This is a genomic window from Melioribacteraceae bacterium 4301-Me, from assembly GCA_041538185.1.
Taxonomy (GTDB): domain Bacteria; phylum Bacteroidota; class Ignavibacteria; order Ignavibacteriales; family Melioribacteraceae; genus Pyranulibacter; species Pyranulibacter aquaticus.
The window spans coordinates 76,806-88,600 of the sequence record JBGORM010000010.1; the positions used below are offsets into that span (position 1 = coordinate 76,806).

At 33.9% G+C, this 11,795-nt stretch carries 10 protein-coding genes and 1 pseudogene; 5 read left to right on the forward strand and 6 right to left on the reverse strand.

Annotated features, from left to right (window positions below):
- Window positions 1-30: 30 nt before the first annotated feature.
- Together ABRY23_13530 and gpmA are read right to left on the reverse strand one after the other, a co-directional pair.
- Entirely contained in the window at window positions 31-1,059 is a 1,029-nt protein-coding gene (locus ABRY23_13530; protein MFA3784076.1) for a PorV/PorQ family protein, read from the reverse strand.
- Between the two features lie 95 nt (window positions 1,060-1,154).
- On the reverse strand, window positions 1,155-1,901 hold the full coding sequence (gene gpmA / locus ABRY23_13535; GenBank protein MFA3784077.1) for a 2,3-diphosphoglycerate-dependent phosphoglycerate mutase: 747 nt from the start codon (window positions 1,899-1,901) through the stop codon (window positions 1,155-1,157).
- Window positions 1,902-2,054: 153 nt separating this feature from the next.
- Here gpmA and ABRY23_13540 point away from each other — a divergent pair, with 153 nt between their 5' ends.
- The 5 genes from ABRY23_13540 to ABRY23_13560 all read left to right on the forward strand — a co-directional run bounded on the left by ABRY23_13540 (window position 2,055) and on the right by ABRY23_13560 (window position 5,975).
- On the forward strand, window positions 2,055-2,510 hold the full coding sequence (locus ABRY23_13540) for a TPM domain-containing protein (protein MFA3784078.1): 456 nt from the start codon (window positions 2,055-2,057) through the stop codon (window positions 2,508-2,510).
- Between the two features lie 31 nt (window positions 2,511-2,541).
- Window positions 2,542-3,492 carry an MBL fold metallo-hydrolase gene (locus ABRY23_13545; GenBank protein MFA3784079.1) on the forward strand — a complete coding sequence of 317 codons (951 nt, stop codon included), beginning with the start codon at window positions 2,542-2,544 and terminating at the stop codon, window positions 3,490-3,492.
- 68 nt (window positions 3,493-3,560) lie between these two features.
- A complete protein-coding gene (locus ABRY23_13550; GenBank protein ID MFA3784080.1) occupies window positions 3,561-4,043 on the forward strand; it encodes a DUF2721 domain-containing protein in 483 nt (160 codons plus the stop codon).
- Window positions 4,036-4,635: a leucyl/phenylalanyl-tRNA--protein transferase gene (gene aat / locus ABRY23_13555; GenBank protein MFA3784081.1), complete on the forward strand. Its 600-nt coding sequence runs from the start codon at window positions 4,036-4,038 to the stop codon at window positions 4,633-4,635. Before ABRY23_13550 ends, aat begins: the two co-directional genes overlap by 8 nt.
- Window positions 4,636-4,913: 278 nt before the next feature.
- Entirely contained in the window at window positions 4,914-5,975 is a 1,062-nt protein-coding gene (locus ABRY23_13560) for a class I fructose-bisphosphate aldolase (protein ID MFA3784082.1), read from the forward strand.
- Window positions 5,976-6,046: 71 nt separating this feature from the next.
- Here ABRY23_13560 and ABRY23_13565 read toward each other — a convergent pair whose 3' ends face one another.
- From ABRY23_13565 to ABRY23_13580, 4 genes and pseudogenes are all read right to left on the reverse strand, one after another.
- Window positions 6,047-7,450, reverse strand: a complete 1,404-nt coding sequence (locus ABRY23_13565) for a kelch repeat-containing protein (GenBank protein ID MFA3784083.1) — start codon at window positions 7,448-7,450, stop codon at window positions 6,047-6,049.
- 789 nt (window positions 7,451-8,239) lie between these two features.
- A pseudogene (locus ABRY23_13570) lies at window positions 8,240-8,581 on the reverse strand (transposase).
- A 33-nt stretch (window positions 8,582-8,614) separates the two neighbouring features.
- Entirely contained in the window at window positions 8,615-9,040 is a 426-nt protein-coding gene (locus ABRY23_13575) for a T9SS type A sorting domain-containing protein (GenBank protein MFA3784084.1), read from the reverse strand.
- 728 nt (window positions 9,041-9,768) lie between these two features.
- The coding region (locus tag ABRY23_13580) for a S8 family serine peptidase (GenBank protein MFA3784085.1) at window positions 9,769-11,795 on the reverse strand (2,027 nt) is incomplete at its 5' end.

Genomic DNA, 11,795 nt, shown 5'->3' on the forward strand with positions numbered 1-11,795 from the left:
TTTTTAGCTGAGCATTGTTTAAAAAGATTATTACTTATCTCTTTGAAACTTAGGTTCCTCTAAGGTAATTATTAGTGATATTCTGTGGGAATCGGGGAGTCTTTCTGTTTCTGATTGTGCGAACCGAGCAAACGAATAATCTATGGTAATCTTAGGTAAATACAAGCCTGCGCCAATAGTGAACTCTTTAACATCACTATAGCCAAATCTTACAGCCAGTACATTTTTAAAATTGTATTCGAATCCGCCATGAAGGTCAAAACTAACTGGCCCTAAATTAAAAGTTGAAGCAGACTTTCTATTTTCAAAGTGCATATCGACATCGGCTGCTGGTTTAAGCGTTCCATAAAATATTTGAAGAACATAAGCGGCACCAAATTTAGCGGTAGGACTAATTAGTTCATTTCTACCTGTACTCCATGCAATTAATGTAGTTGTAACATCCTGAATGTTTGCACCCAAAAACAAATTATCGATTGGATTATAAACTGCTCCAACGTCAAAACCTATCCCCGTAGCATCGTATTCAGCCAAGTTGCGTTTAATTAATTTTACGTTAGCACCCCAGTAAAAATTTTCCCTAGCACGTTTGGCAAATGTAAAATAAAGTGCCCAGTCTGCACTGCTAAATTCTGAAATTTTTGAATAATCTAGCCTATCTGTATGAATATCGAGTATACCATCTCCATTTGCATCGTAAAGTGCATTTCTTGTATCTGGAATACCATCAATACTTAAGCGTAATAGACTTACACCAAAACTCATATCTTTTCCGTATGGAATGGCAACTGCTCCATAATTATAATTTACAAGACTTCCGAAATGTTCTTCGTGCATTAATGAAATTTGCGGATAATTTATTTTAGCAAGACCAGCAGGGTTCCAATATCCAGCAGTAACATCATTGACAAGTGCAACCTGGGCATTTCCCATTCCAAGTGCTCTGCCGCCTACACCAATCGCTAAAAATTCGCCTGCATATTTTCCAATTACGGTTTGAGATTTAATAGTGGTAATTGACAAAAGAAGAAAGAACAATACTTTATTTATTTTTTTCATGATTAAATTCCTTTTTACACTGATGTGGTATCAAGTATTATATTCTTTCTCCTTTTATCACAATATTAGGCTTTACAGATTAGTTTTTCAACCTATTACTTTTTCTCTGTTTGCTTTGCAACGGCATTTATTGCAGCATTAATGGCTTCTTGGTCACCTAAATAGTAATGCTGAACAGGTCCTAATTTTTCATTAAGTTCATAAACAAGCGGAATTCCTGTGGGTATGTTTAATTCTACAATATCTTTATCTGAAATATTATCTAAATATTTCACTAAAGCTCTGAGACTATTACCGTGAGCTACAATAATAACTTTTTTACCCGATTTAATTACTGGAACAATTGATTCATGCCAATAGGGTAAAAATCTTTCGACTGTAGATTTTAAACTCTCAGTTAATGGTATTTCATTTTTTTTCAAATCAGCATAACGCGGGTCTTTGCCGGGGTATCTATCATCATTTTCATCAAGTGGGGGTGGAGGCACATCATAACTCCTACGCCATAACAATACTTTTTCTTTACCATATTTTTCTGCTGTTTCGGTTTTATTTAACCCCTGCAGCGCACCATACATTCTTTCATTTAATCTCCAGGATTTAATCACAGGTATCCACATCAAGTCCATTTCATCTAAAACAATATTAAGAGTTCTAATTGCTCTTTTAAGTACAGAGGTAAAGGCTATATCAAAAACAAATTTTTCTTGAAGCAGCAACTTTCCCGCTTGATGTGCCTCTTCAATACCCTTTTTTGAAAGGTCAACATCTGTCCAACCTGTAAACAAATTTAATTTGTTCCACTCACTTTCGCCGTGTCTTAATAAAACAATTTTATACATTCCGTTCTCCAAAATATTTGTAAATTTAATGCTCAAATATACTTTTACATAAAACTCTAATCAAATTCTATTTTACCAAAGGTGTGTTTGACATAGTTATACTTTCATAATTCTTAACAAACTTTTATCTTAGCAGTAAAATTAAACAACAAAATGCACAGCGATTTAATATATCATTTTTTTTCTGATGACGATTTTCTTCGTATCTCTAATAAAATAAAAGAGATGGAAAAGCTTTCCTCAGGAGAAATTAAAGTAAGCATAAAAGAAAAAAAACCTTTGTTGCATAAAAGAAAATCAATTAAAGAGTTAGCCGAAAAGGAATTTGTTCATTTAAATATGCACGCCACACGTGATAAAACAGGAATATTACTTTATTTGCTTTTAAGTGAAAGACAATTTTATATCTTAGCCGATGAAGGCATAAATGCAAAAGTCCCCAATAATACTTGGGAAGAAATTCGTGATGATATTCAGCATAAGTTTAGGAATGGTGATTTTACTAAAGGTTTACTAAGCGGGATCGAACGAGTTGGAAAAATTTTAAGTGAACATTTTCCTTTGAAACCGGATGATACAAACGAACTTAGCAATAAAGTAGAACTTTAGCTTTTTAGCAGTTTATGGTTTATTACTTTCTATGGAAACCTCAAGAAGAAAATTCGTAAAAAAAATTCTATTACCTGCTGGAGGAATGCTTTTCTTTCCGCCTTTCTTATTAAAAAAAATGAATGCCGCCAATGAAAAAGCTAAACTAAATTATAAGCCGAAACCTGAAATGTGGGATGATAATAAAATTACTCTCGCTTGGCTTGGTCATTCAACTGTTTTAATAAATTTTTTTGGAAAATGGATATTAACAGACCCAGTCCTTTTTGAAAGAATCGGACTTTACTTTTTAGGTATAAGTTTTGGTCCAACACGCTTAACACCACCAGCTCTTTCAATAAATGAAATTCCCAAATTAGATATTATACTGCTCTCACATGCACATATGGACCATCTAGATATACCTACTTTAAAGGAAATAACTAATTTATACCCTTACCAAATAGATATTATCACAGCATACTTAACACAAGATTTAATTAATGATATGAAATGGAAATCAATAACTATTTTGGATTGGAATGAATCATCGTTAATTTCAGATGTTAAATTTACCGCTTATGAAGTAAAACATTTTGGCTGGCGTTTCCCTTGGGAGCGCGACCGCTCACGCGGTTATTTTAAAGATGGACGAAGTTACAATTCCTATCTCATAGAATACAAAAACAAAAAAATATTTTTTGGCGGCGATACTGCTTTCACTGATAAACTTAATCATTTAAACGGTGCTTCAAACATCGAAATAGCTATAATGCCAATTGGGGCTTATAACCCATGGAAAAAAAATCATTGCAACCCAGAAGAGGCTCTTCAAATGGCCGCTTCTATGAATGCAAAATATTTTGTGCCAGTCCACACCAAAACTTTTAAATTGGGAGTAGAACCATTTGATGAGCCGATTGAATGGTTATTAAAATCCATAGTAAATTACAATATAAAATTAGGTTTACATGAAATAGGACAAACTTTTGTTGTAGTCTAATTTTCTTAAAAAATTTTTCATTGCAAAGAAATCAATAATAAATTTCTATAAAATAAACTCACATAACTATGCTAATTACAGAACGTACAACAGCTTTACAAATTATTCAACTAATGTTAGCACCAGCAGTAATGATAAGCGCTTGTGGATTACTTTTGCTGGGTATTAATAATAAATATTCACTTGTAGTTAACCGAATAAGATTACTCAACGAGGAAAAAAGAAGATTGTTTTTAAGAGTTGGTGAAAATCCACTTTCTACAGAAGATAATGTTAGATTAGAAAGCATTGCAATCCAAATCCAAAAATTAATTTTCAGAGTTCGTTTAGTGAGAAATTCTGTCTTGTCTTACACAGCAGCTGTAGCACTTTTTGTTGTTACATCTTTTTTGCTGGGCTATTCTTTTTTTGCTAATATTAATATAGATATTCTCATTATTATTGTGTTTCTTGCAGGAATGACTCTCGTTTTATTAGGCGTGACTTTTGCCGGTTGGGAAACATATAAAGGTTACGAAATAATAGATTACGAAGTAAAAGCACATGAATGAAAATTATACCTCTAGCAAAGACCTATTAACCCCATGGAAAATGATTTTATTGTATTCTCGTGGCGCCTTCCCAATGGCAGATGAAACGGGAAAAATAGATTGGTACTTGCCAGAAATTAGAACTATAATTCCTTTAGACAATTATAATGTACCGCGATCTCTGCGAAAGTTTATGCAAAAATGTGACTTTACTTATTCGTATGATGAGCATCCACTGGAAGTAATTGAAAATTGTGCCAACAGAGAAAAAACCTGGATTTCCAAAGAATTAATTGAAGCATATAAAAATCTTATTAAATATAAATATCTTCACTCAGTTGAAGTATATCAAAATAAACAATTAGTTGGTGGATTATATGGCGTTACTTATGGCGGTGCTTTTTTCGGCGAATCAATGTTTTCAAAAGTAAGTCAAGCCTCTAAAGCTGCTCTCATTAAATTAATTGAAAGATTAAATGAAAAGGGTTTTGTTTTACTTGATGTTCAGTATCAAACGCCCCACCTTAAAATGTTTGGTGCAATAGAAATTTCTTTTGAAGAATTTAACCAATTGCTACTAAAATCTTATTCAAAAAATGTATCGTTTAACTGACTTCGACCAAAGCTTTCCTTTTTTCATTATTAAAGATGATTTTCTTTTTATTTCCATTTTTCAGCATATATGAACTAATTGCAAAAATTTTGTATTACCGAGTTTTCAAATCTCCGTGTTGCTCTGCGTTTTCTCAGTGGTTCTCTGTGTAACCTCTTCTCACACATGATATTTTCTCATAAAAAAATTATTTCCCATACCATAACAACTATGAGAGCTATTTGTTAAATTTGTGAGAGAAAAAATTCATTTTTATAAAAAAAGTAAGGTGAATTAACATGATTGACAAAATAAGAGAATATTTAGGGAAAGAAGCAGATAATTTATTAAGCTACAAAGCTAAATTCCCAAAAGAAAAACTTCATTTACCGGGTCCAGATTTTGTGGATCGAATTTTTTATCAAAGCGACAGAAATCCAAATGTATTAAGGAATTTACAGTTGATGTTTAATACTGGAAGATTAGCGGGCACAGGTTATTTATCGATACTTCCTGTTGACCAAGGGATTGAACATTCGGCGGGAGCATCTTTTGCAAAAAATCCAGATTATTTTGATCCTGAAAATATTGTAAAGCTTGCAATCGAAGGGGGCTGCAATGCAGTAGCTTCCACTTTAGGTGTACTTGGTGCTGTAGCCAGAAAATACGCACATAAAATCCCCTTCATTTTAAAAATAAATCACAACGAACTTTTAACTTACCCAAACAAATATGATCAAATTTTGTTCGCTGGTGTAAAACAAGCTTGGGATATGGGGGCTGCAGCTGTTGGTGCAACAATTTACTTTGGCTCCGAAGAAAGCTCACGCCAAATTGTTGAAATAAGCGAGGCATTCCAATACGCTCATGAATTAGGAATGGCAACAATCCTTTGGTGTTATTTAAGAAATTCTGCTTTTAAAAAAGATAAAGACTATCACGTTTCGGCTGATTTAACTGGTCAAGCCAACCATCTTGGTGTTACCATTGAAGCTGATATAATTAAACAAAAACTCCCTGAAAATAACGGCGGCTACACCGCTTTGAATATGGGAAGTTCATCCTACGGTAAAATTGATAAACGTGTTTACAGTGAATTAACTTCTGATCATCCTATTGATCTATGCAGATATCAGGTAATTAATAATTATATGGGTAGAGCTGGACTTATTAACAGCGGTGGCGCATCAGGTGAAAATGATTTTGCTGAGGCAACTAAAACAGCAGTTATAAACAAACGTGCCGGTGGAATGGGACTGATTTCTGGACGCAAAGCTTTTCAACGACCAATGGCAGAAGGAGTAAAACTCCTCAACGCAATTCAAGATGTTTATTTGTGCAAGGAAGTTACTGTCGCATAGTTTGTAGGTCGGAACGCCGTTCCGACCCTATTCGCTTGTTGATAGTCGATTCGGCGAATCGACTTACATTGTTATCGAAGGAGAATCATTTTTTTCGTAATTACATTATTTCCTGCTCTCAGTGAATAAAAATATATTCCGCTTGCAAGGTTTTTTACATTAGCTGTAAACCGAACTTTGTATTTGCCATTTCTTTGATACTCATTTACAAGTATTGCAACTTTTTCTCCAAGTGAATTATAAACAGTAAGATTAACAAAGCTTTCTTTAGGCAAAACATACTCAATGGTTGTGCCGGGATTAAATGGGTTGGGATAATTCTGGTAGAGCCTAAAATCTCTTACTATACTTTCTTTTTCTTCTTCAACACCGTCTACACCATCCGGGTCGTATGAATAACATATATTTGTTGCTGAAACAATAGGAAGTCCGCTGAGATAAGTCACTTTCATGCCCCCGGCAGATAATACTTTTCCGTTGGGTAATAATTTAACCAGAGGATTGTATTGATTTCCAGAATAATTACCTATATATACATTCAAAAAATTATTTGGGTCATATAATTCCCAGGCTGAATTATTTACATCGCCTCCAAAAATTAACAACAATCCATTTTTTAAGATTATTGCAGAATGATTTGCACGTGGGATTAATAATGAGTCAACAACAGTCCATGTGTTTTCTGCCAGATCATAAAGCTCACAACTGTTTAACCATGGGCTTTGTGGATTAGCGTAATTGAGACCGCCAGTGATCAATACTTTACCATCGGGTAATAAAGTTGCAGAATGATCATAACGTGCAATATTTAGTGGAGCTGCTTCTTGCCACTGATTTGCTAACGGATCGTATATTTCGCAATTAGCCAAAGCTTTTTGTGTGGCACTGAAACCTCCGGCTATCAATACTTTCCCATTTAAAAGTTTTGTCGCTGTGTGGTATGCATTATCAATTTTTAACGAATCAGTAACAACCCATTGAGCAGAATTAACGTCATAAATTTCACATGACTTTAAGTATTTAGAACTACCTGGGTATAAATAGTATCCCCCTGCAACAAGTACATTACCATTATCAAGCAATGTAGCAGTATAGCCGGTTGTTCTTTCATAATTTAACGAATCAGTTAAAGACCAGTTCCTAGTAGACGGATCATAAATCTCACAACTTTTAGTACCATAGCCACCAATTGCTAAAACATTCCCATTTTTTAACCTCACAAGTTTATGATCTAATCTCCCTTTAACCATCGGATTTGTTTGTTCCCACTTTTCGGTCTTAAAGTCAAAAATTTCTGCATCACGAATACCGATTGAATCTAGACCACCAGTCACCAATATATTTCCATCTTCTAGTTCAACAGACGCAGCATGCCATCTCGGAATGTTAAGCGAGTCGGTTAATCTCCAAGCTCCGTAGTTTTGGGCTAATGAATGTGTGTAAGAAATAATAATTAGAAATATTATTTTTTTCATAAGCTGTTCCCTTATCTTTAATATAATCCTTCGTTGAGTGTTGGGCTATGTAAAACCACTAAAGTAAATCTCTAGTTTAAACAAACGGATGTTTGAGCATTTATCCATAATGAACAAGTAAATGCTCAAAACAAATTGTTCATCTAAAATTAAAAAAGCCATAGCAAAATGCGTAACCAACAAATTATAAGTATAACTTGTGTACTTGGCAGCAGACGGTTTGTTAGCTATGATATGTTCGTATTCGGCAGATATTACTATACCGTTCGCTTATCAGAGAAATTGTCAACTTACCGGATTTTAATTGCACCCTGTCAGGTATAGTCCCCATGTCTTTGATCGGACCAAGCCGGACGTTATTTGTGAATTCCCTCTTCTCCTTAGACGCGGTATATAATTTTGGTAATAAATTAACAGCAAAAAAAAGATAAGTGCAACAAAAAAATTGAAAGGCAAGCTTTAATAACGTTCTTAAAATTGTGTAAGAGCGATATTATTAACAAAAGAGGCATTACCAAATAATTCATTGATAAAATTAAATACAAAGAACAAAATTTTATCAAGACTTCTTTTATTTTCAAAACAACCAATTACATGAGAATTCACCACTTCGTGGTTAGTTCTTCTTCTAACTTCTCTGAAAGTTCTGTCAATAGGAGTAGTAGTATTTATCCAATGATAAAGATGAACATCTAAAGAAAATTTAGTTTTAATAAATATATCATCCCTAAAAGTTTTAACTGCAGCAGGTTCTGTGTCCTTATATTTATTAATAAAATCTTTTTTCCTTTATAAGTATTCATCATAACTAAGAGACTTATAAACATTTGAAGCATCACTGAGAATCTTAGATTTATTTTGTTTGTTTTTAATTGCACTATTAATGTTTTGTAATTTATGAAAGATACAATCCTGTTGTTTAACACTATTCCCAAATATCTCATTGAGTGCAGATTTTATGGCAAAGTCACCATCATGGACAATTACTTCAAGACAATCAGTCTTAAGTCCTCTCTTAATTAAGGAACTTATGAATCTTTTGTATGTCCATTGATTTTCATTCTTAGCAGGCATAAAGTCAATAATTTCCTTTTTATTGGTCGTCTTATTTAATCCTAAAGCTACCAAAACACAAAAATTCTTCCTTTTTTTAGGTTTTTGATGTTACTTCTGTAAGAGCATCTTCATTGTTTTTGTTGTTTTGTCTGTTATTAACTGATAGAAGTATATTCCGCTGGAAAGATTACCGGCATTGAATTCTACTGAATGTTTGCCGGCAATGAAATAATCACTTACTATTTTTTTGACTTCTCTGCCAAGAATATCAAACACTTTGATAACCACGTAAGAATACTCGGGTAATGAAAAAGATGTTGTGGTAGACGGATTAAATGGATTTGGATAATTCTGTGATAAATAAAAATTATTAGGTATTTCTGATTCATCTTCTACACTAACGAGAGTGAAAGAAGTATCCCCATAAACTATTCCATCAATAACACATCCTTGTAAATTATCAATAACAGTTCTATCATAATTCTGGCTGCTAAATTTCCCGAATTTTTCTGTCCAATACTCTTCTATGTACACCAACCTATTATTACGAGTTAACATTTTTACGGTGGTTTGTTCTCCGAATACGTTGGCTACAAATGTATCTTTTATTACATATACCGTGTTATCTCTTATTGTCCATTTATCACCAATTATAGCATTTTTTTATAATAGTGAATTTTCCCTTCCTCGAGTATAACACGGTATATAATTCATTTATAAAATAACTAACTTTACAAATGGATATATGCAACGAAAAAAGTTGTAAACACCGCCCCGGGAATGGAGGTTTCCGAAATGTGTTGTTATAGCAAATTAATAATGTAAAATGTATATCGTTATTAGATTTCATGTAAAATTCCAACTGGAGAATAGAAATTGGACTAACTTCCCTTCAAGTTGAGATAGCCAATCCGTCAAATCCGGAAGCTGCACAAAAGCTTAAATTTCTGGTGGATTCTGGTGCTATTTAATCTATCGTACCGTCAAGTATCTTAGAACAACTCAGCATTAACCCACTTACCGACCAAGCATTTAGGCTGGCTAACGGATGAAAAATTACAAACAAAAAAGGACTTACACTTGGAATTGGTCTAAATTATAGGTTAACAAATTATGTGATTTTTACTTTTGATTATGCTTATGAAGATTACGGACGCTTAACCGAAGTCCATTTTTTCTCGGCGGGAATTAAATTTTAGCTTCTAAAAACCTTCGAGGTTAGCTTACCTTATATCGATGCATAACCTCGAAGGTTGCAGATCCTACTTGACAAGTTGCATCTTACTTATGAAAGTTTTATTTCCCGCTGTAAGTTTGTAAATATATGTTCCACTTGATATTTTACTACCGTCAAATCTTACAGTGTAATTTCCCTTCTCTTTATAATCATTCACAAGTTCTGCCACTTCATTGCCTAGTATGTCATAAATTTTCAATGTAACAAATGATTTCTCCGGTATGCTGAATGAAATATTTGTCGTTGGGTTAAAAGGGTTTGGATAATTACCGATTAATTCAAAATTGTAAGAGGGCTCTTCATAAATAGTTGCGGTAGAATTATCATTTGAAATAATTAACGGCGGCACATTCATCTGACCTGTTGTTTCGACCTGGTTGCTTGGGACAGATTCTTTAACTGTGTTGTCTACTGCCGTAACATAATATATTACAGATTTTTCCCAAATTGGTTTTGTGTAGTCAACCCAGGTATCGACATATGTGTTGTTGGGGTGGGAAACAGTTGCAGCATAATAAAAAGGAGAATTATCATAGCTGCGGTAAACCTTATAAGAATAAATATCTGGCTCGGTGTTCAAATCCCATTGAAGTGTAGGATGATTATTAACCGGAGTAATAAGATGAAGATTTCTTACTTCCGCCGGGGCACCACCTGCAACATTCACCGCATCCCAGGCATCAATCCTTCCATATCCTAAATATCTATTCCATCCGTTTGAGTCATAGCTATACTGACCTATTCTATCCGAGGTTCTTTGTAATATATTATAGATTTCGTTAGGAGTAAGTGAATTATCTACAGAAAGCATTAATCCAACCAGGGCACTTACAAACGGTGCCGAAATTGATGTACCGGCCCAAATGTGTACTGTGCCTGTAGTTCCATCTGGATTAAGTGCACGATAATTTGTTCCCGGGGCGGAGAAATCGATGAATGAATTGGTAGGGTCATTTATAGGATCTGTTCCAGGGCTATAATTAAATCCGTCAATAAATTGTTCAACACCATTACTCAACTGAGTCCCACTCACTGCAATTACTTGACCGTTTGTTCCAAAATTATACGCGGCAGGGTATCTTAATCCAGGTATAGTCCATTCATTATTTCCTGCGGATGCAACACAGACTATGCCACTTTGTAGGGCGTAGCTAATTGCATCCTCAAGTTGATTATAATAACCTGAAACCCAGCTAAAGTTAATGACATCCGCACCTCTATTATTAACCAAATCATATACAGATGCTACTGCACTAGAGGAACCCCAACGATTATCTAACAACAAAGAACAATTCCATCCTAAACTTGCAATATCTAAATTATTATTTGTCATTGCACCAGCAACTCCAGCTGTTATTATTCCATGTCCACCATAGTTACCGTTCAAATTATCCCAAACTACTTTACTAACCAAATCCTCATGAAGCTCATTTACGCCTCCAAATAAGTCATTTATCGCAATTCTTATGTTTGATGATCCAGTAGTCAAATCCCAAGCTTGTTCAGCTTTTATTGCATGGAACGACCATAAATAATCACCGTTATATTCTGGATCATTTGGTGTTAATGTTGTGTAAGTTATAATTGGACCTTCTGCATACAAAACACGTGGAAATGATTTTAAATAATTAACAACCGAATCGATGGGAACAGGTTTCGAAAAGTCGATTTTATAAATCTGCGATAAATCGACTACCCTTGCTATTTGTTTTGTTCTTTTATTGGTCTTCAATGTATCACCCCAGATAGCGTCGGGTACCGCTTTGAGTAAAGAAAATTCACCATACTGATTTTTCAACCTATTCAAAAAATTTCTAAACTCGCTTACCAATATATCATTTTCTTGTACTTCCGAACTGCCTTTCGAAATATTGGCGAGTTTGTTTCCATATTTAAAAGTAATAATTGTTGAATATAATTCACCTTTTTCATTTTTATAAAGAGGTGCTTCAGAATTCATGTTTGGTTCTGTTACCATTGTTAGTTGAGCAAACGTTATGCTGCTTATAAAAGAAAGCAGGAATAAATATTTAATAACCAGTTTCATAATTT

Coding starts and splice junctions, on each gene's coding strand:
- gpmA (MFA3784077.1), bottom strand. CDS start 1,901: ATGTATAAAATTGTTTTATTAAGACACGGCGAAAGTGAGTGGAACAAA.
- ABRY23_13545 (MFA3784079.1), top strand. CDS start 2,542: ATGGAAACCTCAAGAAGAAAATTCGTAAAAAAAATTCTATTACCTGCT.
- ABRY23_13530 (MFA3784076.1), bottom strand. CDS start 1,059: ATGAAAAAAATAAATAAAGTATTGTTCTTTCTTCTTTTGTCAATTACC.
- ABRY23_13540 (MFA3784078.1), top strand. CDS start 2,055: ATGCACAGCGATTTAATATATCATTTTTTTTCTGATGACGATTTTCTT.
- ABRY23_13550 (MFA3784080.1), top strand. CDS start 3,561: ATGCTAATTACAGAACGTACAACAGCTTTACAAATTATTCAACTAATG.
- ABRY23_13560 (MFA3784082.1), top strand. CDS start 4,914: ATGATTGACAAAATAAGAGAATATTTAGGGAAAGAAGCAGATAATTTA.
- aat (MFA3784081.1), top strand. CDS start 4,036: ATGAATGAAAATTATACCTCTAGCAAAGACCTATTAACCCCATGGAAA.
- ABRY23_13565 (MFA3784083.1), bottom strand. CDS start 7,450: ATGAAAAAAATAATATTTCTAATTATTATTTCTTACACACATTCATTA.